Here is a 22,698-nt window from a genome sequence, read left to right as displayed (position 1 = left end):
TGCGGGCCCTCCCGTGCGGCCCGCAGGTGGCTTCGTGCGGTCCCGCGGGCCCTTCCGCGCGGCCCGCGAGGGCATCCGCGCGGCCCCCGGGTCCCCGGGAGCCGGGCCGGTCGGCCGTGGGCTCCGTGTGGCTCGGCACGGGCTCTGCGTAGGGTGGGGGCCACCCGGACAGCCCAGCCCGGTCAACGTAGCGAAGGGACGCTTTTCATGGCGATCGAGGTCGGCACCAAGGCCCCGGATTTCGAGCTGAAGGACAACCACGGCCGGACCGTGAAGCTCTCCGACTTCCGTGGCGAGAAGAACGTCGTGCTGCTGTTCTACCCGTTCGCCTTCACCGGCGTCTGCACGGGTGAGCTCTGCGCGCTCCGTGACGAGCTGCCGAAGTTCGAGAACGACGACACCCAGCTGCTCGCCGTCTCCAACGACTCCATCCACACCCTGCGCGTCTTCGCCGAGCAGGAGGGCCTCGAGTACCCGCTGGTCTCGGACTTCTGGCCGCACGGCGAGACCTCTCGGGCCTACGGCGTCTTCGACGAGGAGAAGGGCTGCGCGGTGCGCGGCACCTTCATCATCGACAAGGAGGGCGTGGTGCGCTGGACCGTCGTCAACGGTCTGCCCGACGCGCGCGACCTCAACGACTACGTCAAGGCGCTCGACGCGCTCTGACCGGAGGTCTCCGGACGGGCGCCCCGGCCGGGAACCACCGACCCCCCGATCGGCGACTTTTGAACCGGGACCCCCGGCCGGGGCCGGGTCCGCGGTCCTCACCCCGCGATCCGGCGGTCCGGGACCGGCGGATCTGCGGCCGACCCGGCCAAAAGCCTGCTTTGGCCGGGAACCGGTCACTAGGATCCAGTCGTTGATCGGATGCCAACGCAACGTGGAGGCGCCGGCGTCCGCCGGCCCCCAAGGAAACCAATGGGAGGACTCGTGGGAGTCAGCCTCAGCAAGGGCGGCAACGTCTCGCTGACCAAGGCCGCACCCAACCTGACCGCGGTCATCGTCGGTCTGGGCTGGGACGCCCGTACCACCACCGGTGGTGACTTCGACCTCGACGCCAGCGCCCTGCTGACGAACGCCGAGGGCAAGGTCGGCAGCGATGGCAACTTCGTCTTCTTCAACAACCTCAAGAGCCCCGACGGCTCCGTGGAGCACACCGGGGACAACCTCACCGGTGAGGGCGAGGGCGACGACGAGGTCATCAAGGTGAACCTCGCCGGTGTCCCGGCCGATGTCGAGAAGATCGTCTTCCCGGTCTCGATCTACGAGGCCGAGACCCGCCAGCAGAGCTTCGGCCAGGTGCGCAACGCGTACATCCGCGTGGTCAACCAGGCCGACAACACCGAGCTGGCCCGCTACGACCTCAGCGAGGACGCCTCGACGGAGACCGCCATGGTCTTCGGCGAGCTGTACCGCAACGCGGGCGAGTGGAAGTTCCGCGCCATCGGCCAGGGCTACGCCTCGGGTCTGCGCGGCATCGCGCAGGACTTCGGCGTCAACGTCTGAGAAGACGCGACAGGGCCCGCCGTCCGGGCGCGGCCCGGTCCACGCCAGCAGACACTCCGTCCGGCGCCGCACTTCCGTGCGGCGCCGGACGCGGCTCAACAGACGGCTCAACAGACGGTTCAACAAATCGGGGAGGACACACCATGGGCGTCACGCTCGCCAAGGGAGGCAATGTCTCCCTCTCCAAGGCCGCACCCAACCTCACCCAGGTGCTGATCGGGCTCGGCTGGGACGCGCGATCCACCACGGGCGCCGATTTCGACCTCGACGCCAGCGCCCTGCTGTGCCAGTCGGGCCGGGTGCTCGGCGACGAATGGTTCGTGTTCTACAACAATCTGACGAGCCCCGACGGCTCCGTGGAGCACACCGGGGACAACCTCACGGGTGAGGGCGACGGCGACGACGAGTCGGTCATCGTGAATCTCACGCAGGTGCCGGCGCACTGCGACAAGATCGTCTTTCCGGTCTCGATCCATGACGCGGACAACCGCGGGCAGACCTTCGGCCAGGTCAGCAATGCGTTCATCCGTGTGGTGAACCAGGCGGACGGCCAGGAACTCGCGCGTTACGACCTCAGCGAGGACGCCTCGACGGAAACGGCGATGATCTTCGGCGAGCTCTACCGGTACAACGGCGAGTGGAAGTTCCGGGCCGTGGGACAGGGGTACGCGTCCGGGCTGCGGGGCATCGCTCTAGACTTCGGGGTCAACGTTTCGTAAAACCGCGCACGGCGCGGGGGAGCCCCGTACACACCGGGGGAGACCCGTTACTTACACGATGGGGTAGCCAGTGCTTCTGAAAACCTTCGGCTGGTCGTTCGCGGTCACCGCGCTAGGCCTTGCCGCAGCTGCGTTCTACGGGGGGTGGGAAGCCTTCGGGGTGGTCGCGATCCTCTCCGTCCTGGAGATCTCGCTGTCCTTCGACAACGCGGTGGTCAACGCCGGGATCCTGAAGAAGATGAATGCCTTCTGGCAGAAGATCTTCTTGACGATCGGTGTGCTCATCGCGGTCTTCGGTATGCGACTGGTGTTCCCCGTCGTAATCGTGGCAGTCACCGCCAAGATCGGCCCGATCGAGGCGGTCGACCTCTCGTTCAACGAGCCCGAGCGCTACCAGGAACTCGTCACCGACGCCCACCCGGCGATCGCCGCGTTCGGTGGCATGTTCCTGCTGATGATCTTCCTCGACTTCATTTTCGAGGAGCGGGACATCCAGTGGCTGCGCTGGATCGAGCGTCCGCTCGCCAAGCTCGGCAAGGTCGACATGCTGTCGGTCTGCATCGCGCTCATCGTGCTGCTGGTCGCGGCCATGACCTTCGCCGCCAACGCGCACCAGCACGGCGGCGGCCACGCCGACAAGGCGGAAACCGTTCTGCTCTCCGGTGTGGCGGGTCTGATCACCTACCTCATCGTCGGCGGCCTCTCCGGCTTCTTCGAGAACAAGCTGGAGGAGGAGGAAGAGCGCGAGCACGAGGCCGAGGAAGAGGCCAAGCGGAGCGGCAAGAAGGTCTCGGCCGTCGCCCTCGCCGGCAAGGCCGCGTTCTTCATGTTCCTCTACCTGGAAGTGCTCGACGCGTCCTTCTCGTTCGACGGTGTCATCGGTGCCTTCGCCATCACCAACGAGATCGTGCTGATGGCCCTCGGCCTCGGCATCGGCGCCATGTACGTCCGTTCGCTCACGGTCTACCTGGTCCGCCAGGGCACGCTCGACGACTACGTCTACCTGGAGCACGGCGCCCACTACGCCATCGGCGCGCTCGCGGTGCTCCTGCTCATCACCATCCAGTACCAGATCAACGAGCTGATCACCGGCTTCATCGGTGTCGCGCTGATCGGACTGTCCTTCTGGTCCTCGGTCCGGCGCAACAAGGCGCTGGAGGCCGAGGGCGGCGAAGGTTCCAAGGAGGAAGTCCCGTCCGGGGTGTGACCCGGTAGGGATTGAGGAACGCTCTCAGCGGGGCGGTCCGTACGGCGACGGTTCTCCGGAGACATCCGGACCCGGCCCGGCGGCCGCCCCGCTGTGATGTGGGCGTCCCGTGCGACGTGCGGGACGGCCGTGGGACCGGGGCACTTTTCTACCGATACGTGTGGGGGGCTGGGGATGGGGTTCTGGGACAACCTGTGGCCGGGGCGGGATTCACCGTTCGATTCGGGCGGTGCGATCACCGACTCCATCGTGCTCTCCCGACGGCACGCCACGGTCTCGCTGAGCAAACAGGGCACGGTGGCCGGCACGCTGCGGGTCAACCTCTCCTGGCGGATGCGCACGTCCGACATCGAGGGGAGGTCGCGGCAGAGCGGCCGGCTGCTGCGCCCGCTGAAGCTCTTCCAGCCGGACGTGGTCCAGGCGCACACCCAGGGCATGGTCAACGTCGACCTCGACCTGGGCTGCATGTACGAGCTGAAGGACGGCACCAAGGGCGTCGTCCAGCCGCTGGGCAACCTCATCGGCGACCTGAACGCACCGCCGTACATCCGGCTCAGCGGCGACGACCGCTTCGGGGCCCCCTCGGGCGAGACCGTCTACGTCAACCTCGACCACCACGAGGAGATCAAGCGGCTGCTGTTCTTCGTCTACATCTACGACCAGACGCCGGCGTTCGACCGTACGCACGCCACGGTGACGCTCTACCCGACGGGCAGCGGACCGCGGATCGAGATCGAACTGGACGAGCGAGCCCCGCAGGCCCGCTCCTGCGCCGTGTTCACGGTGGAGAACGTCAAGGGCGAGCTGATCGTGCGGCGCGAGGTGAAATTCGTGTACGGCTTCCAGTCGGAGCTGGACCGGATGTACGGCTTCGGCATGCAGTGGGGGCGCGGCTACAAGTCCCGGACCTGAGGCCGGGCGGCCGCGCCGCCCCGGGGTCCTCGCGCGGGCGAGCCCCGGGGCCTCCGGGTCCCCGCGAGGGCGAGCCCGGGTTTCCGGCTCGGACGGGGGCGGCTCAGGACCTGACGAACTGCGGACCCTGCGGCGGCAGCACGAAATTGGGGTCCGCAGTTCGTCAGGTCCTGAGCTACCCGTACCCCGGTCGGTGGGCGGGAGGAGCGGCCGGGTGGGTCGAATGCGCCGCCGCGGGCGGATACCCGTACGCGGGCTGCTGGTGCTGCACCGTGGCCTGCGAGTCGGGGTCGGGCGCCGGGGCCGGCGGGAAGTCGGGCGCGGGCGGCGGGAAGCCGGACGCGGGGGCCGACGGGGGCTCCGGCGTGGCATCTCCCTCGTCGACCGAGATGCCGAACGCGGTCGCCAGGCCGATCAGCCCGGTCGGATAGCCCTGTCCCACGGCCCGGAATTTCCAGCCATCGCCGCGCCGGTAGAGCTCGCCGCAGATGATCGCGGTCTCCTCGCCGGTCTCCGGCCGCACGTCGAAGACCGCGAGCGGCTCCCCGTCGGCCGCCGCCGCGTCGTACAGCAGGATGCGCAGATCGTGCACCTGGGCGAACGCGGCCCCGTCGGAGGAGGCGGCGACCACCACCTGCTCGACCGAGGGGTCGAGCCCGTTCAGATCGGCCTCGATGGCGTCCGTGAGCCCTTCCGGGACACTGCGCTTCGGGAGCCGTCGCACCAGGCCGGAGGGGTGGCGGGGCTGGTTGTAGAAGACGAAGTCCTCGTCCGAGCGCACGCGGCCGCCGCTTCCCAGCAGCAGCGCCGAGGCGTCCACGTCCGGGACGCCGGTGCCCGGGGTCCAGCACAGCACGGCCCGTACGGCCATGGCGTCCAGAGGGACGTTCGAGCCCTTCACCATCGCGTGCGTCATGCCCGTCATCCTGCCTGCTGGCTGCCCGCGCGGACAACGCGGGGTCGTGCCGGATCTTCCGGAGTCGTGCCTTCCGCCGGGCTTCGGCACGTCGGGAAATGGACGAGTTACCCGGAATTCATGCACGTGGGGAACTGCCGACACCCGCTCGTACGTACTATTACCGGCCATACGTTGTCCGGCCGGTCAGGCAGTTCGGGGGAGTCACATGCGTCATTTCGGGCATATTGCGCCCGCGGTGAGGGAGGCGTTGTTCTTCCGGGAGCCGTGCGAATTCGGGGCGGAATCGTCGCCCCGGATGCTTTCGGCTGCCCTGGGCGCCACCCTGTACAGCCCCGCCACCAGGCCGCGGCTCGCCGACGACATCATCAAGCAGGCCGGGCGCGGCGTCGTCTCCATGGTGCTGTGCCTGGAGGATTCCATCGACGACTCCGAGGTCGTCGACGCCGAGGAGAACCTGGTCAGGCAGTTCGCCGAGCTGGACGCACGCGGCGTCGAGGGGCCGCTGCTCTTCATCCGGGTCCGGGAGCCGGGTCAGATCGTGGACCTGGTGCATCGGCTCGGTCGTACCGTCCGAATGTTGTCTGGTTTTGTACTTCCGAAGTTCACGGAAGAGCGTGGCGTGCCCTTCCTGGAGGCGCTCGCCAAGGCCGAGAAGGCATGCGATCAGCGACTGTTCGCGATGCCCGTCCTGGAGTCGCCCGAGCTGCTGTACCTGGAGACCCGGAGCGAAACGCTCCGGGGGATAGCCCGCACCGTCGACACGTACCGCGAGCAGGTCCTCGCGCTGCGTCTCGGCGTCACCGACTTCTGCTCGGCGTACGGGCTGCGCAGGGCGCCCGACATGACGGCGTACGACGTGCAGATCGTCGGCTCGGTGATCGCCGACGTGGTCAACGTGCTGGGCCGGGCGGACGGCACGGGCTTCACGATCACCGGCCCGGTGTGGGAGTACTTCCGGCTCCAGGAGCGCATGTTCAAACCGCAGCTGCGGCGCAGCCCCTTCCTGGAGGGCCGGGCCGAGGAGCTGCGCACGGCGCTGATCGAGCACGACCTGGACGGGCTGCTGCGCGAGATCGAGCTCGACCGGGCGAACGGCCTGCTCGGCAAGACCTGCATCCACCCGTCGCACGTGGCGCCCGTGCACGCGCTGTCCGTGGTCAGCCACGAGGAGTACAGCGACGCCCAGGACATCCTGCGGCCGGAGCGGGGCGGCGGCGGAGTGATGCGCTCCGCCTACACGAACAAGATGAACGAGGTGAAGCCGCACCGCGCCTGGGCCGAGCGGACCCTGCGACGGGCCGAGGTGTTCGGCGTGGCGAAGGCGGACGTCGGCTTCGTGGAACTGCTGGCCGCGGGCCTCGCGGAATGAGCGCGGGACGCGCGGCGGGGGCACGACGGGGGACGGACGCAGGGCGAACGGCAGGCATACGGCGAGGCGCGGCGGGCATGTGGCCGGGTGCGGTGATGCGGCGCGGGACGGCTGTCCGGCGGCGAACGGGCGTGTCCCGATGAGCGGGCGCGCGGCGAGGAAAGAGACGGCGAACGTGGTGTGGTCGGGCAGCTGGGTGACGGAGCGACTGGGCGTGGAGCTCATCGGCGACGGAAGGCCCGACGGCGACGGCGAGCTGAGAGAACTGCTGGGCCTCGCCCTGCGCCGCAACCCCAAGCGGGCCCACCTCCTCGTCTCGAACGTGCTCGGCAAGCACGTGCCGCAGAAGCCCTCCGTCGTGTACGGCGCCGGATTCGAGCTCGGCCGACGGGTGCGCGAACTCCTCGGTGACGCCGAGGCGGGCCGGGCGGTCGTGCTCGGTTACGCGGAGACGGCCACCGGTCTCGGCCACGCGGTCGCCGACGGCCTGGGCCTGGCGCCGTACCTCCACTCCACGCGCCGCCCCGTCGAGGGCGTGGCGCAGGCGGGCGGCTTCGAGGAGTCCCACTCGCACGCCACCTCGCACCTGCTGCTCCCGGAGGACCCGGAGCTGCTGGCGGCCCCGTCGGCCGCCGTGGCCCCCGACGGGCCGCTGGTGCTGGTGGACGACGAGTTCTCCACCGGCAACACCGTGCTCAACACCATCCGCGCGCTGCACGAGCGCTACCCGCGGAGCCGCTACGTCATCGTCGCCCTCGTGGACATGAGGTCACCGGCCGACCGGGAAGGGCTGACCGGGTTCGCCGAGGAGACGGGCGCGCGCATCGACCTGGTGGCACGGAGCGCGGGCACGGTCCTCCTCCCGGAGGGCGTCCTGGAGAAGGGGCAGGCCCTGGTCGCCGCCCACGAACCGGAGCGGGAACGGGGACCGGGGCGGGAACGGGGACCGGAACCGGATTCGGAACGGAAGCCGGAATCGGGACCCGGGCAGGGACCGGAACAAGGACCGGAAACGGAATCGGCGGACGGGGCCGGGCGCGCGCGGAACACCGGACCGGCCTCCGCCGCGTCCGCGGTCCGGCCCTGCACCCGGGTGGACCTCCGGTGGCCCGCGGGCGTCCCCGACGGCGGGCGGCACGGCTTCACCCCTGCCCACCGGACGGCGCTGGAACCTGCCCTGCCCGCCATGGCCGACCGCGTCGCCGAGGCGCTGGGCGACGCCCGCCGCGTACTGGTCCTCGGCTTCGAGGAGCTGATGTACGCCCCCCTGCGCCTGGGCACGGCGCTGGAGGACCGCCTCGACGCCGAGGTGCGCTACTCCACCACGACGCGTTCCCCCGTCCTCGCCGTGGACGACCCCGGCTACGCGATACGCAGCCGGCTGGTCTTCCCGGCGCACGACAACCCGGCCGACGGGCCCGGCGACCGGTACGCGTACAACGTCGCGGGCGCCGGGTTCGACGCCGTGGTGCTGACCGTCGACTCCACCGCCGACACCCCCGAACTGCACGCGCCGGACGGCCTGTTGGCGCAGCTCGCCGCGCACACCGACCATGTCCTGCTGGCAGTCGTCCCCTCGTACGTGCCCCCGGTTCCACAGAAGGGCGCCACCACCCCCACTTCCCTCTCCTCCCCTTCTCCTTCTTCCTCCTCCGACGGATCCGAACGGCAGGAAACCACCGTGCTGCCCGAGCCACTTCGCGGCCCCGCCTTCTCCTCCTACGCGCCGGACGAGGTCGGCTGGCTGCTCCAGGACCTCTCGGACGCCGAACTGGAAGCGCCCACCGAGGAGCGCGAGGAGGCGATACAGAGCGGTGGCGCGCACTACGCCGAGTCGCTGCCGGTCGAGTACCAGCCGTCCGAGCGGTACCAGGAGCTGTTCAGGGCGGCGCTGGACCTGTCCGCCGCCCGGGTCGCCCGAGCGGTCGGCACCGTCACCGAGACGGTGCTCGCCGAGCGCGGCCCCCGCCCCGTCCTGGTCTCGCTGGCCAGGGCCGGTACGCCCGTCGGCGTACTCATGCGACGCTGGGCCCGCCACCGGCACGGCGTCGACCTGCCGCACTACGCCGTCTCCATCGTCCGGGGCCGGGGCATCGACGCCAACGCCCTGCGCTGGCTGGTCGCCCACCACGACCCGGCGGACGTCGTCTTCGTCGACGGCTGGACCGGGAAGGGCGCGATCACCCGCGAACTGTCCGAGGCGCTCGCCGGGTTCGAGGGCTTCGACCCCGAGATCGCGGTACTCGCCGACCCGGGCGGCTGCGTCCGCACCTACGGCACGCGCGAGGACTTCCTCATCCCGTCCGCCTGCCTGAACTCCACCGTCTCCGGACTGATCTCGCGGACCGTGCTCCGCGCCGACCTGGTCGGCCCCCAGGACTTCCACGGCGCGAAGTTCTACCGTGAGCTGGCGGACGCCGATGTGTCCGGCCACTTCCTCGACACCGTTGCCGCCCACTTCGACGAGGTCGCCGACGCCGTGGACGCCGGGGCCAAGGAACTGCTCACGGCCGACCGGGCACCCACCTGGGAGGGCTGGGCCGCCGTGGAACGCATCAGCGAGGAGTACGGCATCCACGACGTGAACCTGGTCAAGCCGGGCGTCGGCGAGACGACCCGGGTACTGCTGCGCCGCGTCCCGTGGAAGATCCTCGCCAAGCGCGGCGCGGGCGCGGACCTCGACCACATCCGGCTGCTGGCCGAGCAGCGGGGTGTACCCGTGGAGGAGGTCGACGAACTCCCGTACTCCTGTGTCGGGTTGATCCACCCGAAGTACACCAGGGGAGCGACGGGCGCGGACGGCAGGGCGGTGGAGTCCAAGTGACCGCCGCCCTGCCGTCCGCGCCCGTCGCTCCCCTGGTGTACTTCGGGTGGATCAACCCGACACGTGTCCCCGGCTTCCGCCCCCGCCCCCGACTCCGCTCCCGTGGTGCTCGTCGCCAGCGATCTCGACCGCACGCTGATCTACTCCGCGGGGGCGCTCCAGCTCACCATGCCGGACGCCGAGGCCCCCCGGCTGCTCTGCGTGGAGGTGTACGACCACAAGCCGCTCTCCCACCTCACCGAGACGGCGGCGGCGCTGCTCGACGAACTGGCCCGCACCACGGTCTTCGTACCGACGACCACGCGCACCCGTGAACAGTACGGGCGCGTCCACCTGCCCGGCCCCGCACCGCGGTTCGCGATCTGCGCCAACGGCGGGCACCTCCTCGTCGACGGCGAGTCCGACCCCGACTGGCAGCGACGGGTGACCCGCGGGCTCGCCGACGAATGCGCCCCGCTCGCCGAGGTGCGCGCACACCTCCTGGCCGCGGCCGACCCCGCCTGGATGCTCAAGGAGCGGGTCGCCGAGGACCTCTTCGCCTACCTCGTCGTGGAACGCGCGCTGCTGCCCGGGGGCTGGGTCGAGGAACTGGGGGAGTGGGCGCGGACCCGCGGCTGGACGGTCTCCCTCCAGGGCCGCAAGATCTACGCCGTACCGGGACCGCTCACCAAGAGCGCCGCGATGGACGAGGTGGCCCGCCGCACCGGCGCCGCGCTCACCCTCGCCGCGGGCGACAGCCTCCTCGACGCCGACCTGCTCCTGGCGGCGGACCGCGCCTGGCGCCCCGCCCACGGCGAACTGGCCGACACCGGCTGGAGCGCCCCGCACGCCGAGGTGACGGCCGGGCGCGGCGTGGTCGCGGGCGAGGAGATCCTGCGGCGCTTCCTCCGGACCGCGGAGGAGTTCCGGGCGTCGGGCGGGCTCCGGGCACCGGAAGGGTTCCGGGAACCGGGGGTGCTCCGGGCATAGGCGGCGCCCGGGGCCCCGGGGAGGGAAGATCATCCTGACGCCGGGTACCGGCACACAGGCCGATCGAGGCACGAGGAGCACAGGATGACCAAGGGCAACGACACCAAGATCACGGACGAGCTGTACGCCTACATGCTGGCGCACAACCCGCCGCTCGACGCGGTGCAGCGCGAACTGATCGGGACCACGTACGCCCGCCTGCCCGAGCAGGCCGGCATGCAGTCCGCGGAGGAGCAGGGACCGCTGCTCGCCTTCCTCGTCCGGCTGACCGGGGCCCGGCACATCGTGGAGGTCGGGACGTTCACCGGGTTCTCCGCCCTGTCGATGGCGCAGGCACTGCCCGCCGACGGCCGGCTGATCGCCTGCGACATCTCGGAGGAGTGGACCGCGTACGGCCGGGAGGCATGGGAGAAGGCGGGCGTCGCGGACCGGATCGAGCTGCGCATCGCCCCCGCGCTCGACACGCTGCGGGCGATGCCGGCCGAGCCGCACATCGACCTCGCCTACCTGGACGCGGACAAGGGCAACTACATCCCGTACTGGGAGGAGCTGGTGCCCCGGATGCGGCAGGGCGGCCTGCTCATCACGGACAACGTGCTCTTCCACGGCGGGGTGACCGACCCGCGGGCCACCGGCGCAGCGGCGGCGATCAAGGAGTTCAACGAGCACGTGGCCGCGGATCCGCGGATGGACAGCGTGATGCTGACCGTCTCCGACGGCCTGACGCTCTCGCGCAGGAAGTGAGCGGGCGGGTGACGAACGGCGAACGGTGACGGCCCCGGAGCCGTCGCTTCGGGGAGCGACTCCGGGGCCATCCGTGCTCAGCCGCAGCAGCCCCCGCCGCAGCAACCGCCCCCGCCCCCGCCACCGGCCGACGGAGCGGCGGGCGCGGACTTGGCGGACGACCCGCCCACCGCGACGGTGGACAGCAGCTTCACGGTGTCGTCGTGCCCGGCGGGGCAGGAGGCCGGGTCCGAGGACTGCGCCATCGGGCGGCTGAGTTCGAACGTGTCTCCGCAGGAGCGGCAGCGGTATTCGTATCGAGGCATGGCCCCAGGCTAACGGCGACGGACCACCGGCATCGAGGTCGCCGCCCTCCGGCTCAGCCGCATCTCCCGCTCGGCCTCCTCGGGGTGGCGGGCCCGCCAGTACGGGTTGTCGTGCGGAAGGCCGCCGCTGACCCGCCCGTACATCCCGAAGACCATCAGCATCAGCCCGACCACGAAGCTGAACAGCACGTTCTGGATGCGGAAGGCGAGGAAGTTGTATTCGGTCTCCAGCAGGGCGAGATTGACGAAGCCGCTCAGGATGAAGGCGACACCCAGCACCATGTTGAGCGTCGAGGCGAAGTTGCCGCCGATCACCATCCCGATGAACAGGAGCAGCCCGACGCAGATGGACAGGACGCTGAGGGCGCCGTTGGTGTTGAGGCCCGCGACGGTGGCCCCGCCGGTGCTGAAGAAACCGATCCTGTTGATCAGCCCCAGGATCCCGAAGACGAACAGCACCAGCCCCATCAGTCCCGCCCCGACCCGGTAGACCCGGCTGAGCCGGTGGTCGACCGGCAGGTGCTTGTCGAGCGCGGTGGCCTTGCGGCGACGAGGCGTGCGCCGCCCCGGGAGGTGCAGTGCGTGGGTGGCCATGTCGGCCTCCTTCGGGCGTACTACCACCAGGATCCGCCCACGCCCCGGCCACCGCACATCAGGGCCCGGGCCCGCGCCCGAGATCCGGCCCCGGGAACTCGACCCCGAAATCGGACCTTGGAATCGGGTCCCGGGATCAGCCCCGGGACCGGACCTCGAAATCGGGTCCAGGGATCGAACCCCGGAACCGGACCTCGGGATCAGCCCCCGGAACCGGCCCCGGCCCCGCGCTCCTCACGGATCTCGGAGACCACCCGCGCGGCGGTCCGCCGCACCGCCTCGGTCTCGGTCAGGAAGTGCCAGTAGTCGGGGTGCCGCCCCTCCAGCGCGGTGACGGCACGGTCCAGCCGGGCCACCGCGTCGTCCAGCGGACGGGCGTGGCGCGGATCGGGCGTGCTGCGCCCCTCCATGGCGAGGCGCTGGGCGTCGCGGACCGCGAACCGGGTCCGCTGGATCTCCTGCTGCGGGTCCTTGGCCACGCCGTCCAGCCGCTGCAGCCGGTCACCGGCCGCCGACACCGCCTCGTCCGTGGCGTTCAGCAGGGCGCGGACCGTGCTCAGCCGGGAGGTCGCGTCGGCCCATCGCTGCTCGTCCCTGGCCCGAGCGGCCTCCTCCAGCTTCTCCTCGGCCCGCCGCACGTTGACGACCGCCTGCTCGGGAACGGGCTGGAGGTCCTGCCAGCAGGCCGCGGAGAACCGCCGCCGCAGCTCGCTCAGCACCGGCTCCACCGAGTCGGCCCGGTTCGTCAGCGCCTGGGCCCTGGTGCGCAGCGAAACCAGCCGGTGGTCGATCTCGGCGGCCCGCGCGGGCAGCTCGTCCGCCTCGGCCCGTACGGCCTCGGCGTCGCGCAGGACGCGGTCGGCACGTTGCAGGGTCTCCTGGACGCCGTGCCGGCCCGCGCCCTCGTTGAGCCTGGTCAGCTCGGGGGCGAGGGCCGCCAGCCGTGCGGCGAGGTGATCCGCCCGCAGCCCGGAGGCCCGCACCGCGTCGAGCGCGTTGCTCGCACCGAGCAGTGCCTGCCGGGCCCGTTCCACGGCGGGTGCGAGCCGGGCGAGCTGCGTCTCCGCACTGCCCAGCAGCGGACCGAGCCCCTGGGCGAACCGGTCCAGCTCGCCCTTGACCCGTATCAGCTCGTCCCTGGCCGTGGTCAGCTCGGTCCGGGCGCGGGCCGCGACCGACGGTTCGAGATCGTCCCGGTCGAGGTCGTACGCGTCGACGGCGGTGATGTACAGATGACTGACCGCGTCGATCCGCTGCCCGAGAGCGGCGAAGTCGTCCACCGCCTTGCGGGCACGGGGGGAGCTGTCGACGGCGGTGATCGTCTCGATGGAGATCCGCAGGTCGCGCTGGGCCGTGTCCAGCTCGTAGAAGGCCGACGCGGCGGCGTCCTTCGCCGCCTGCGCGTCGGCGCGCTGGCCCTCCCCGCGCCCGCCGAACCACCGTCTCGTGCCGCCACCGGCGAAGGCGGCGGGCAGCGCGGCCACGAGCAGCGGCACCGGCAACAGCATCAGCCCGAGGACATCCCTGACGGCGGAACTCCCACCCGCTCTCGCCCGCGGCCGCGCGTGTGTCGCCGTCACATCCCTCTCCCGTGCCGTCTCGCCCTGCCCGGTACATTCTCCCACCAGGTAAGGACGAACACACAGGCCGGTTAGTTCGCGCTGCGGACGTCGATTTCGCCGTTGCCGCTCCGGGCCCTCACCACATGGCGGCTGCCCTCGCCGCGGGGCACGTCCACCGAGACGCGCCCGTTGTCGGCGGAGGCGTCCACGGAGTACTTCGTGCCGCCGCCCGGCAGGACGACGACGATCCCTCCGTTGTCGCTCACGGTGTCCACCCGGTCCGGCACGGAGGTGAAATCCAGCTGGACCCTGCCGTTGTCGGACTGCGCCGACACGGACGGGGCCGAGATCCGCTCGCCGGTGATGCGCCCGTTGTCGCTCTTCAGCTCCAGCGGACCACTGGAGTCCCGGACCGTCACCCTGCCGTTGTCGGCGGTCAGCGAGAGCGGGGTGTCGAAGCCGGACGCGGTGATCCTCCCGTCGTCCCCCTCGACGACCACCCGCACCCCGCGCGGCACCTTCACCCGGTGCTCCGAGACGCAGTCGCTGATCAGGGCATCGCACTTCACCTTGAGGGTGAGCGTGTCGTCCTCCATGTCCCACCGCGGTTCGGGCCCGCTCCCGAACATCACCCATCCGTCGACGCGCCGGGTCACCTCGACCTTCTGCACATCGGCCGGCACGAGCTCCACCGACGAGTGGCCGGCACGGATGGTCAGCGTCTTCCCGTTCAACGCGAACGACTTGTGCTCGGTAGGCGCGTCACCGACGTCCGCACCGCCGCAGCCAGTGAGCACGAGAGCCATGAGCACGGCCCCACCGGACGCGACGAGAGCACGGGTACGGACTGCCACGATGATCTTCCCCCAAGGTTCGGACGGGTGTGCGCCGCGTGCGCTCCGCCGCGGTGGCTCCACCGTACGAAGCCGCCCGCCCCGGACAGAATGCGGACGGCTACCGTACGAGGGGTGGGGATAACCCCCGCACGCCTCCCCGCCCCTCACCCGGGGGCCGATGTCGGGTGTGGTCACGGCTGTTCGGCCCGGCAGCGGCGGTGGTGCGCACGGTCCGGGCGTGCGGCGGACGGGTCCGGGTCCACGGACCGGAAGGACGGTCCCGGTCCCCGGCCGTAGGGCGTGGACGAGGCCCTGCCGGTCGACCTCGTACGCCTTGGTTGTCATCGTCACGGGTAACCCCCCGTTGCGGTCGTCGAGCAATACCGCTGACAGTAGGAACCCTGTGAGCACGCGGCCCACCGATGTACGGAAGTGATCCCACACCGCACTCGCGCGGGTGGACCGGGGGTTCGCACCCTTGACCCCCCGGTCCGATTACAGGACGGCGACGGGGTGTTGTACGTGAGGAAAAGCGCGGGTCCGATCGGGCCGGACCGGGACGTCCGTGCCGGTGCGCGCGGAAGCCGCGCCCCTCCCGCACGGGGCGGGAGGGGCGCGGAGCGGTTCGGGGGGCTCAGCGGTTCGGGAGTCCTGGAGTTCGGCTCAGGCGTTGGGGCGCTTGCCGTGGTTGGCGTTCTTCTTCTTGCGGGCGCGTCGCTTGTTTCCGCGCTTGGCCATGACGTGTCTCCCTTGTCCGGGATCTTCGTGTTCACGCCAGTTTAGGTTCGACCGGTGTCCACCGCATCAGCGGTGGCGGCGGCGGTGGTGACGTCGGTGACGGTGACGCGGGTGCGGGTGTCGACTCCTTCTGTCTCTACCCCGCGCCTTCTTGTTTCTCCCCCCTGCTCGAAGGGCGGACCGGGCCCGGCCGTAACGTATCTCCGTTCGAGCAGGTCCTGTCCCAGGGGGGATCATCCATGTCGTACGGCTACCCGCCGCCACAGCCGGGGCAGCAGCCGCCCCCGCAGCCGTTCCCGTCCGCCCCGGACGCTTCGCAAGGAACGCCGTATCAGCACTGGCCGCAGCCCGGCACCGTGGCGTACGGCTACCCGCAGCCGCCGAAGAAGTCCCGGGCCGGGCTGATCGTCACGCTGTCCGTGGTGGGAGGTACGGCCGTCCTGCTGGCGCTCGGCGCGCTGATCGCGATCCTGGGCAGCGACGACTCGCCGTCGGACGGCTCGAAGCGGCCGGTCGCCGAGGCGTCGGGCGGCAGGACGCCGGCGAAGGAGGGCACGCCCGCGCCGGACGACGCGTCCGGCGCCCCCACGGAACTGCCCGCGCCGGGGAGCGCGGACGCCACGGGCGACGTGCGGATCACCAGGTGCGCGATCGACTCGTTGACCGAGTGGCCCGACGCGGACGTGGAGATCGTGAACCGCTCCGAGGACCAGGCGTCCTACATCGTGTCCGTGGAGTTCGTGGACGGGGAGGGCACCCGCCGGGCCTCGGGCCTGGCGACCGCGACCGATCTGGCGGCCGGGCAGAAGTCGGTGGAGAAGGCCCAGGGGCTGGGGAAGGTGCCGGGCAAGATGACCTGCCGGGTCCTGAAGGTGACGCGGCTGCCGTCGTCGTAGGGCGTGCTCCGGGAGGGCCGGGCGAAGAGGCCGGCCCCACTCCGGGGCTGCGTTCCGGGGTGGGCGCGCGGCGGCCGGTGTCGGCGGAGTGGGCGCGCGGCGGCCGGTGCCAGTGGGACGGGTCCGGGAGGGCGGTACCGGGCGTTCGGGTCCTCACCCGAATGGGGGTGTCCGAGTGGTCGAGGGGGAGGGCGCCGCGCAGGGTCGGTTCTGTTCGCCGTCCCGTCACGGCCAAGGAGGTTCCCATGGCTCATTCGGCACCCGTGCCCGGCCGGTCCGGTTCCGCAGCCCCGGAGGACACCAACCCCTGGGCGGCCGGAGGCACCATGTTCGCGGGCGTCCTGCTCCTCGTGGACGGCGCCTTCGGGGTGATCAAGGGCATCGCCGGTATCGCCTCCGACGACGTCTACGCACGCGTCGGGAATTACACGTTCGAATTCAGCGTGACCGCCTGGGGATGGATCCACCTCGTGCTCGGCATCGTGCTCGGGGTCGTCGGCTGGGGCATCCTCAGGGGCGCCCTCTGGGCCCGCGCCACGGGTGTGGTGATCGCCGCCATCAGCCTGATCGTCAACTTCGTCTGGCTGCCGTACCAGCCGATCTGGGCGATCATCTCGATCGCCATCGACACGTTTGTGATCTGGGCCCTGTGCACGGACCGCTCGAAGGCGATTGTCTGAGCGGGGCGGATCGGCGGGCGGCCGGGCCGGTGGGTGGATCGGTGGGACTACGGGGTGTTGTCAGTGGTCCGGTTCACACTGGGGGCATGTGCCGAAGCATCAAGACCCTTCGCCCGCCCGTCCTCCCCGAGGAAGCCACCGAGGAGGAGATCCGCGCCGCCGCCCTGCAGTTCGTGCGCAAGGTGTCCGGCTTCCGCGCCCCGGCCGCGCACAACCAGGAGGTGTTCGACCGGGCCGTCGACGAGATCGCCGGGGCGACCGCCAGACTCCTGGACGGCTTGGAGGTACGGGGCGGCGTCAGGGCGTCGTAGTGGTCGCCGGGGCGGCCGCGGCGGCGGCTTCCGCGGCCGGTCTGCGCATGAGGTATGCGGCCAGGGCGCCCGCCATGAACAGGGCGAGCACGGATATGCCCGTGGCCACCCAGGTCGCGCCGAGCCACTGGCCGCCGAAGTAGCCGAGGCCCACGCTGTAACCGGCCCAGGCCACCCCGGCCAGGGCCGACCAGGGCAGGAACTCCTTGACGTCGCGGTGCGCGGCGCCCGCGCCCAGGGAGACCACCGAGCGCCCGGCCGGGGCGAAGCGGGCGATGATGACGAGGACGCCGCCGCGGGACAGGGCCGCGCCGAGGCGTTCTTGCGCGGACGTGAGGCGGCGGGAGCGGGCGATGGCCCGGTCCAGGCGCGCCCCGCCGCGCCAGGCCAGCCGGTACGCGACGAGGTCGCCGAGCACCGAGGCGGTGGCCGCGCAGAGGATCAGGGCGAGGAGCGAGGGCACCTGGGGCACCTGCTCGGCCGCGCCCGCCGCGGAGGCGGCACCCGCGACCGTCGTCGAACCGGCGGCGGCGGCCGTGGCGGCGGTGATCACCAGCACGCCGCTGGGCAGTACGGGCAGAAAGACGTCCAGGAGCACCGAGAGGGCCACCACGACGTAGATCCATGGGCTGCCGGTCAGTGCACCCACACTCTCAAGCACCTACTACTCCCCGATTCGGAACAACGCCGCGACGTCGCGGGGGAGCGGCAGGAGCGGCAGGGTCGGCTGCACAGCGTACGCCTGCCGTTTATCCGGTGATCGATAAAATACGGATGATGTTGGGAACCTCACGTACACCCGTAAATGGGAAGCCTCGGTTCCGGGCGCATATCCGGATGTACGTGAGGAATGGGTCTTTCCGCAGGGCCTTCTCCAGGACCTTCCGCGAAGCCTTCGGCGGCTCCTGAAGCGGTCCCGGAGGCGGTCCCGAGGTGGGCTCCGCGGCGGTCCCGGTGGTGGGGTCCGACGGGGGTTGGTCGCAGGAAAGGGGGAGCGGCCTGCGACGGGCCGGTCGGCCCCGGGTGGAGCCGGTTCACGGTGAGCGGCGACGGGCTCGTCCGTCGGTCCCGGGACGGGTCCCGGTCTCCGCGGGCGGGAGGGGCGGCCCCGGGCGGATCAGACCGTGACGGCCGGCGTCTTCTCGCGGGCCCCGGCGTCGCCGCTCTCCGCGTCGCGCTGGCTGAACAGCTGGTCCAGGGCCAGGGCGCCGGGCCCGGTGAAGATCAGCAGGAAGAACGCCCAGCAGAAGATGGCGGCGGGCTCGCCGTTGTTCTCGATCGGGAGCAGTGCCTCGGGCTGGTGGACCTTGAAGTAGGCGTACGCCATGGAGCCGGAAGCGATCAGGGCCGCGACGCGGGTGCCGAGGCCGAGCATCACCAGGATGCCGCCGACGAGCTGGATGACCGCCGCGTACCAGCCGGGCCAGGTGCCGACGGACGCCGAGTGGGTGCCGCCGAAGAGGCCGAAGAGCGACGAGGCGCCGTGGCAGGCGAAGAGCAGGCCGATGACTATTCGGAACAGGCAGAGGGCATAGGGCTGAGCCTGGTTCAGGCGTGTGTTCATGGGGGGCGTGCTCCTTCGGTCTGGTGGGGACGTGAACCGATTGAGTGGCACAGATTAGGGAAACCTCACCAATGCTTGCAACTTCAACATCCTGCAAGTGTCCGAAAATCGTCATGCGCTCGTCAGCCAGCCCATGAGGTGATATCGCCTCCATCTGCGGTCCTTGATGTGGCGCCTTGGCCTGAACCAATGTCGGCGTAACTTTCCGGCCACCCGTGAGGAACGTCATGGTCCGGTGGCCGGGACGCGGGACGGGCGCGGCCGGGGTGCGATCGGGGTGCGGCGGACCGGCTTCTCGGCGTCGGGGCGCCGGTGTGCCGGGGCGGGGAGAAGCGGAATCCGCTCCGGGGCGCGCCGGGGGCGGTTCGCGCGCGGGCGGGGGCAGGTCAGCCGCGCGACGCGGGGCGCGGGGTGCGGCCGGGCGTCGCGAAAGGGGGCCGTCGGCCCCGCGGCGGGCGCGGGGAGCACATCGCCCGACGGTGCACATACCGCCGCCGGGGTGCGTGGGGGCCGGGGCGCTCCGGCCCGTCGGTGCCGGCGGGGCCGTCCGTCACGGACCGGGCCGGTCCGGGGTCCGGTGGGGCCCGTGCGCGGTTCCGGCCCGAGGTTCCGGCATCGGACGCCGGCCGCGGCCGGGTGCCGGGGCGTCGACGCCCCGCGTGTCCACCACGCGTCGCCGTACTCGGCCGAAAACACGCCGGTGCTCCCGGGGGCCGTGTCCGGCGCCGCCGGGCGTCGCGGGAGCGCCCCGTGTGCATGCCTGTGCGGAGTTGCGCGGTTACGGGGCTCTGTGCGCGCATGCGTACGGAGCCGCGCGGGGTGCGCGGCTCCGTACGGGTGGGGCGGGGGAGGGCGGCGGCCCGGTCGGCGGCCTTCCGCCGGTGCGCCGAGGGCGGTGTGCGCCCCCGTGTCCGTCGCCCGGATCAGCAGTTGTTGAGGATGCCCTGAAGGGCGCTCTTCTCCGCCGAGTCGACCTTCAGGTCGTAGTAGTGCTTCACGTGCACCCAGGCCCGCGCGTACGTGCACAGGTACGAGGTGCGCGAGGGGAGCCAGTCGGCCGGGTCCTTGTCGCCCTTGGACTGGTTGACGTTGTCCGTGACCGCGATGAGCTGCGGGCGCGTCAGGTCGTTGGCGAACGCCTGCCGCTGGGCGGTGGTCCAGCTGCTGGCGCCCGACCGCCAGGCCTCGGCGAGCGGGACCATGTGGTCGATGTCCAGGTCGGACGCGGCGGTCCAGGTGGCGCCGTCGTACTCCGAGTACCAACTGCCGCTGACGGCGGCGCAGCTGGAGTTCTGCTCCACGTTCGTGCCGTCGCGTTCGAGCACGACCTCACGGGTGTTGCAGGCGCCCGACTGGGTGATCCAGTGGGGGAACTTGTCGCGGCTGTAGCCGGAGGACGAGCCCTCGGGGGAGACGGTCAGGTCGCTGAGGTACGAGCGGGCGGTCGAGGCGGAGACCGGAGTGGGCATGGCCGCCTGGGCGGTGGGGGCGGTGAGCAGTGCGGAGGTTGCGGCGAAGGCGGCGGATGCGGCGACGACGGCGAGGCGACGCGCGTAGACACCTGACATGCGAACTCCCTTGATGTGGGGGGGAACTTGGACGGGTGATCCGTGGGGCCCGGCCATCGTGACGGCACCAGGTTTCCGTGGGGTGGGCACCAGGTAACAGAGTGGCGACATGGCCACGTCACATCAAGGGTTCTGGCCAACATGGCTGAAGCATGGGGGCGTACGTCCACATCTGCGCGGGCGCACGCGCCGTACCGAAGACTGACGCGACGCCAGGCGAGCGGCTGCGCGGACCGGTTCGCGACGGTGGCCCGGAGCGGGGCCGGCCGTAGGGTTGCGGGGTGCTGCTACCGGTCAACGCCACGCTCGGCGTGGTCCTCGCCCTGCTGCTCGTGGCGGCCGCCGCGGTCGCGGCCCTGGCCTCGCTCGGCCGGTCGCGCGAGATCCTGCTGGCAGGGTTGCGGGCGGCGGTCCAACTCGCCGCGGTCTCCCTGTTGATCGGCTGGGTGGTCCACGCGCTGCCGCCGCTGCTCGCGTTCGTGGCACTGATGTACGCCGTGGCGGTACGGACCGCGGGACGCCGGATCACCCGCAACCGCACCTGGTGGTGGGCGGCCCTGCCGATCGCGGCGGGGGTCGTGCCCGTGATCGCCCTGCTGCTGCTCACCGGACTGCTCCCGGTCCGGGGCATCGCCCTGATCCCGGTGACCGGCATCCTGATCGGCGGCGCGCTGACCGCGACCGTGCTCGGCGGGAGGCGGGCGCTGGACGAGTTGACGAGCCGGCGCGGCGAGGTGGAGGCGGGCATGGCGCTCGGGCTGCTCGATCGTGACGCGCGGCTGGAGATCGCCCGGCCCGCGGCGTCGGACGCGCTGCTGCCGGGGCTCGATCAGACCCGGACGGTGGGGCTCGTCACCCTGCCGGGCGCCTTCGTGGGCATGCTGCTCGGCGGCGCCTCACCGGTGCAGGCGGGGGCCGTGCAGCTGTTCGTGCTGGTGGCGTTGATGGCCGTGCAGGCGACGGCCGTCGCGACGGTGCTCGAACTGGTGGCGCGGGGGCGGCTGCACCGGGAGGAGTGAGCCCGCCGGGGCGGCGCTGCCCGGGGCCCGGGGCCGGCGGTGCGCGGCGGGCCGGGTCCCGGGCTCCGGGGTGCGGGAGCCGGTGCGGCCCGCGGGCCCGGCCCGCGGTGGTGACGGTGTGCGAATGAGGCCCGCGGTGGTGATGGCGTGCGAGCGAGGCTCGCGGTGGTGACGGTGTGCGGATGAGGCCCGCGGCGGCAATGGTGTGCGAACGAGGGCCGCGGTGGCGGTGTGCGGGCGCGGGCCCGGGTGGGTTATCGCGCGTCGATGTGCAGGCGGATCGAGCCGTCGGCCGCCGCCTCCACCCGTACCTGCGTCAGGTCCTCGACGTGGGCGTCGGGGGAGAGGGCCGCGGCGCGCGGGCCGACGCCGACGACGCGCATGCCCGCCGCGCGGCCGGCCGCGATGCCCGCCTCCGAGTCCTCGAAGACGACACAGTCCGCCGGGGCGAAGCCCAGTTCGGCCGCTCCCTTGAGGAAGCCCTCGGGGTCCGGCTTGCTGGCGCCGACGTTCTCGGCGGTGACCCGGACGGCCGGGATGCGCAGGCCGGACGCGTTCATCCGGGTCCGGGCCAGGGCGGCGTCGGCCGAGGTGACCAGGGCGTGCGGGAGTGCGGCGATCGCGTCCATGAAGGCGGGCGCGCCGCCGATCGGGACGACGCCGTCGGTGTCGGCGGTCTCCTCGGCGAGCATGGCGCGGTTGTCCGCGTAGTTCTGCTCCATCGGGCGGTCCGGGAGGAGCACCGCCATCGTGGCGTAGCCCTGCCGCCCGTGGACCACCTTCAGCGCCGCCTCCGGGTCCAGTCCCTCGCGCAGCGCCCAGCGCCGCCAACAGCGCTCCACCACGGCGTCGGAGTTCACCAGGGTGCCGTCCATGTCGAGCAGGAGAGCGCGGGCGGTGAGGACGGTGGCCGGCATGGGCGGGCTCCAGAACGCAGGATACGGAGACGCGAGAACGCGGAAGCGGGGTGCGAAAACGCGGAAGGGCCGAGTGAGGGAACAAGCAGCCTCGCCCGCCGGTCAGGGAGTGGCGGGCGGAGGCTACTTTGTTCCATTACGATACAAAAACATGCCGGGGAAAGCCAATCCCCTTCCGGGTCGGGACGTCGGGAGTGCCCCGCCCCCCGACTCCGCCCCCGGCTCCGGTTCGGTTCCGGGGCATCAGGAGTTTCCCCGGCCCGTCGTCTCCGCCTCCAGGGCGCGGCGCGTGTGGGGGCCGTACACCCCCGGGGGGTCGCCCTTGATCAGCCTGTACGACTGGTAGGCGTTCACGGCGTACTGGACCCGGTCCGTGTAGTTGCCGTCGGCCGGATCGGCGTAGAGCCGGATCTCGGTCAGGCGGTGCTGCAGCTCGGTCACCCCGGGTCCCTGGTCGCCGTAGCGGAGTGTGGCCTTGGTCAGCGAGGGGGGCGGGGCGTCCGTCGCCGTGGGGTCCGCGGGCTTCGAGGGCGTGGTGG

The 22,698-nt window shown here is 71.6% G+C and carries 23 protein-coding genes and 1 pseudogene; 13 read left to right on the top strand and 11 right to left on the bottom strand.

The features are described from left to right. The first annotated feature begins 207 nt into the window (after nucleotides 1-207). The 5 genes from EAO76_RS08545 (at nucleotide 208) to EAO76_RS08525 (ending at nucleotide 4,344) form a co-directional block, all read left to right on the top strand. Complete coding sequence (locus EAO76_RS08545; protein WP_072483486.1) at nucleotides 208-666, top strand: peroxiredoxin; 459 nt, start codon at nucleotides 208-210, stop codon at nucleotides 664-666. 264 nt (nucleotides 667-930) lie between these two features. Then, a complete protein-coding gene (locus tag EAO76_RS08540) occupies nucleotides 931-1,506 on the top strand; it encodes a TerD family protein (RefSeq protein ID WP_148835649.1) in 576 nt (191 codons plus the stop codon). A 143-nt stretch (nucleotides 1,507-1,649) separates the two neighbouring features. Next, entirely contained in the window at nucleotides 1,650-2,225 is a 576-nt protein-coding gene (locus tag EAO76_RS08535) for a TerD family protein (protein WP_148834890.1), read from the top strand. A 70-nt stretch (nucleotides 2,226-2,295) separates the two neighbouring features. Next, nucleotides 2,296-3,432, top strand: coding sequence for a DUF475 domain-containing protein (locus EAO76_RS08530; protein ID WP_148834888.1), 1,137 nt, complete (start codon nucleotides 2,296-2,298; stop codon nucleotides 3,430-3,432). Nucleotides 3,433-3,606: 174 nt separating this feature from the next. After that, entirely contained in the window at nucleotides 3,607-4,344 is a 738-nt protein-coding gene (locus tag EAO76_RS08525) for a Tellurium resistance (protein WP_148834886.1), read from the top strand. A 103-nt stretch (nucleotides 4,345-4,447) separates the two neighbouring features. On the opposite strand, the pseudogene EAO76_RS08520 reads toward EAO76_RS08525, so the two are convergent. Next, nucleotides 4,448-5,260, bottom strand: a pseudogene (locus tag EAO76_RS08520) (TerD family protein). A gap of 208 nt (nucleotides 5,261-5,468) precedes the next feature. On the opposite strand from EAO76_RS08520, the gene EAO76_RS08515 reads away from it, so the two are divergent. The 4 genes from EAO76_RS08515 to EAO76_RS08500 all read left to right on the top strand — a co-directional run bounded on the left by EAO76_RS08515 (nucleotide 5,469) and on the right by EAO76_RS08500 (nucleotide 11,169). Then, entirely contained in the window at nucleotides 5,469-6,632 is a 1,164-nt protein-coding gene (locus tag EAO76_RS08515; RefSeq protein ID WP_148834884.1) for an HpcH/HpaI aldolase/citrate lyase family protein, read from the top strand. Nucleotides 6,633-6,771: 139 nt separating this feature from the next. Continuing rightward, on the top strand, nucleotides 6,772-9,456 hold the full coding sequence (locus tag EAO76_RS08510) for a phosphoribosyltransferase domain-containing protein (RefSeq protein ID WP_148834882.1): 2,685 nt from the start codon (nucleotides 6,772-6,774) through the stop codon (nucleotides 9,454-9,456). A gap of 63 nt (nucleotides 9,457-9,519) precedes the next feature. Next, entirely contained in the window at nucleotides 9,520-10,425 is a 906-nt protein-coding gene (locus EAO76_RS08505; protein ID WP_148834880.1) for an HAD family hydrolase, read from the top strand. An 84-nt stretch (nucleotides 10,426-10,509) separates the two neighbouring features. Further along, on the top strand, nucleotides 10,510-11,169 hold the full coding sequence (locus EAO76_RS08500) for an O-methyltransferase (protein WP_148834878.1): 660 nt from the start codon (nucleotides 10,510-10,512) through the stop codon (nucleotides 11,167-11,169). 77 nt (nucleotides 11,170-11,246) lie between these two features. Here the strand turns inward: EAO76_RS08500 and EAO76_RS08495 are convergent, their stop codons facing one another. The 5 genes from EAO76_RS08495 to EAO76_RS47520 all read right to left on the bottom strand — a co-directional run bounded on the left by EAO76_RS08495 (nucleotide 11,247) and on the right by EAO76_RS47520 (nucleotide 15,204). After that, nucleotides 11,247-11,474: a zinc ribbon domain-containing protein gene (locus tag EAO76_RS08495; protein WP_148834877.1), complete on the bottom strand. Its 228-nt coding sequence runs from the start codon at nucleotides 11,472-11,474 to the stop codon at nucleotides 11,247-11,249. A 9-nt stretch (nucleotides 11,475-11,483) separates the two neighbouring features. Beyond that, nucleotides 11,484-12,068 (bottom strand): DUF4383 domain-containing protein, encoded by a 585-nt coding sequence (locus EAO76_RS08490; RefSeq protein WP_148834875.1) that lies wholly within the window; start codon nucleotides 12,066-12,068, stop codon nucleotides 11,484-11,486. A gap of 200 nt (nucleotides 12,069-12,268) precedes the next feature. Further along, complete coding sequence (locus EAO76_RS08485) at nucleotides 12,269-13,648, bottom strand: hypothetical protein (RefSeq protein ID WP_148834873.1); 1,380 nt, start codon at nucleotides 13,646-13,648, stop codon at nucleotides 12,269-12,271. A gap of 71 nt (nucleotides 13,649-13,719) precedes the next feature. Further along, nucleotides 13,720-14,484, bottom strand: a complete 765-nt coding sequence (locus EAO76_RS08480; protein ID WP_399461694.1) for a DUF4097 family beta strand repeat-containing protein — start codon at nucleotides 14,482-14,484, stop codon at nucleotides 13,720-13,722. A 645-nt stretch (nucleotides 14,485-15,129) separates the two neighbouring features. Continuing rightward, nucleotides 15,130-15,204: a 50S ribosomal protein bL37 gene (locus tag EAO76_RS47520; protein ID WP_015034725.1), complete on the bottom strand. Its 75-nt coding sequence runs from the start codon at nucleotides 15,202-15,204 to the stop codon at nucleotides 15,130-15,132. 239 nt (nucleotides 15,205-15,443) lie between these two features. Here EAO76_RS47520 and EAO76_RS08475 point away from each other — a divergent pair, with 239 nt between their 5' ends. From EAO76_RS08475 to EAO76_RS08465, 3 genes are all read left to right on the top strand, one after another. After that, nucleotides 15,444-16,100 (top strand): hypothetical protein, encoded by a 657-nt coding sequence (locus EAO76_RS08475; RefSeq protein ID WP_148834870.1) that lies wholly within the window; start codon nucleotides 15,444-15,446, stop codon nucleotides 16,098-16,100. Nucleotides 16,101-16,345: 245 nt separating this feature from the next. Then, entirely contained in the window at nucleotides 16,346-16,780 is a 435-nt protein-coding gene (locus tag EAO76_RS08470) for a hypothetical protein (RefSeq protein WP_148834868.1), read from the top strand. 86 nt (nucleotides 16,781-16,866) lie between these two features. Further along, nucleotides 16,867-17,091: a DUF2277 domain-containing protein gene (locus tag EAO76_RS08465; RefSeq protein WP_148834866.1), complete on the top strand. Its 225-nt coding sequence runs from the start codon at nucleotides 16,867-16,869 to the stop codon at nucleotides 17,089-17,091. Here EAO76_RS08465 and EAO76_RS08460 read toward each other — a convergent pair. From EAO76_RS08460 to EAO76_RS08450, 3 genes are all read right to left on the bottom strand, one after another. Further along, nucleotides 17,078-17,752 carry a DedA family protein gene (locus EAO76_RS08460; RefSeq protein WP_148834864.1) on the bottom strand — a complete coding sequence of 225 codons (675 nt, stop codon included), beginning with the start codon at nucleotides 17,750-17,752 and terminating at the stop codon, nucleotides 17,078-17,080. The genes EAO76_RS08465 and EAO76_RS08460 overlap by 14 nt on opposite strands. A gap of 456 nt (nucleotides 17,753-18,208) precedes the next feature. Then, complete coding sequence (locus EAO76_RS08455) at nucleotides 18,209-18,655, bottom strand: DoxX family protein (protein ID WP_148834862.1); 447 nt, start codon at nucleotides 18,653-18,655, stop codon at nucleotides 18,209-18,211. A 923-nt stretch (nucleotides 18,656-19,578) separates the two neighbouring features. Then, nucleotides 19,579-20,223 (bottom strand): HNH endonuclease family protein, encoded by a 645-nt coding sequence (locus EAO76_RS08450; protein ID WP_148834860.1) that lies wholly within the window; start codon nucleotides 20,221-20,223, stop codon nucleotides 19,579-19,581. Between the two features lie 281 nt (nucleotides 20,224-20,504). Between EAO76_RS08450 and EAO76_RS08445 the strand changes: the two genes are divergently transcribed. Beyond that, nucleotides 20,505-21,242: an ABC transporter permease gene (locus EAO76_RS08445; protein ID WP_148834858.1), complete on the top strand. Its 738-nt coding sequence runs from the start codon at nucleotides 20,505-20,507 to the stop codon at nucleotides 21,240-21,242. A gap of 254 nt (nucleotides 21,243-21,496) precedes the next feature. Here EAO76_RS08445 and EAO76_RS08440 read toward each other — a convergent pair whose 3' ends face one another. Both EAO76_RS08440 and EAO76_RS08435 read right to left on the bottom strand, forming a co-directional pair. Next, nucleotides 21,497-22,159, bottom strand: a complete 663-nt coding sequence (locus EAO76_RS08440) for an HAD-IA family hydrolase (RefSeq protein ID WP_148834856.1) — start codon at nucleotides 22,157-22,159, stop codon at nucleotides 21,497-21,499. A 243-nt stretch (nucleotides 22,160-22,402) separates the two neighbouring features. Beyond that, a partial coding sequence (locus EAO76_RS08435; RefSeq protein ID WP_187438505.1) for a peptidoglycan-binding protein occupies nucleotides 22,403-22,698 on the bottom strand: 296 nt, incomplete at its 5' end.

This window comes from Streptomyces sp. sk2.1, from assembly GCF_008120935.1.
GTDB lineage: Bacteria > Actinomycetota > Actinomycetes > Streptomycetales > Streptomycetaceae > Streptomyces.
Note: the sequence above shows the minus strand (reverse complement) of the source record. Positions and strands in the feature narration are given on the sequence as shown.

Bases quoted from the DNA above. Each gene is read 5' to 3' on its own strand.
- EAO76_RS08545 (WP_072483486.1), top strand. From the start codon at position 208: ATGGCGATCGAGGTCGGCACCAAGGCCCCGGATTTCGAGCTGAAGGAC.
- EAO76_RS08535 (WP_148834890.1), top strand. From the start codon at position 1,650: ATGGGCGTCACGCTCGCCAAGGGAGGCAATGTCTCCCTCTCCAAGGCC.
- EAO76_RS08525 (WP_148834886.1), top strand. From the start codon at position 3,607: ATGGGGTTCTGGGACAACCTGTGGCCGGGGCGGGATTCACCGTTCGAT.
- EAO76_RS08515 (WP_148834884.1), top strand. From the start codon at position 5,469: ATGCGTCATTTCGGGCATATTGCGCCCGCGGTGAGGGAGGCGTTGTTC.
- EAO76_RS08510 (WP_148834882.1), top strand. From the start codon at position 6,772: ATGAGCGGGCGCGCGGCGAGGAAAGAGACGGCGAACGTGGTGTGGTCG.
- EAO76_RS08500 (WP_148834878.1), top strand. From the start codon at position 10,510: ATGACCAAGGGCAACGACACCAAGATCACGGACGAGCTGTACGCCTAC.
- EAO76_RS08495 (WP_148834877.1), bottom strand. From the start codon at position 11,474: ATGCCTCGATACGAATACCGCTGCCGCTCCTGCGGAGACACGTTCGAA.
- EAO76_RS08490 (WP_148834875.1), bottom strand. From the start codon at position 12,068: ATGGCCACCCACGCACTGCACCTCCCGGGGCGGCGCACGCCTCGTCGC.
- EAO76_RS08475 (WP_148834870.1), top strand. From the start codon at position 15,444: ATGTCGTACGGCTACCCGCCGCCACAGCCGGGGCAGCAGCCGCCCCCG.
- EAO76_RS08470 (WP_148834868.1), top strand. From the start codon at position 16,346: ATGGCTCATTCGGCACCCGTGCCCGGCCGGTCCGGTTCCGCAGCCCCG.
- EAO76_RS08465 (WP_148834866.1), top strand. From the start codon at position 16,867: ATGTGCCGAAGCATCAAGACCCTTCGCCCGCCCGTCCTCCCCGAGGAA.
- EAO76_RS08455 (WP_148834862.1), bottom strand. From the start codon at position 18,655: ATGAACACACGCCTGAACCAGGCTCAGCCCTATGCCCTCTGCCTGTTC.
- EAO76_RS08450 (WP_148834860.1), bottom strand. From the start codon at position 20,223: ATGTCAGGTGTCTACGCGCGTCGCCTCGCCGTCGTCGCCGCATCCGCC.
- EAO76_RS08440 (WP_148834856.1), bottom strand. From the start codon at position 22,159: ATGCCGGCCACCGTCCTCACCGCCCGCGCTCTCCTGCTCGACATGGAC.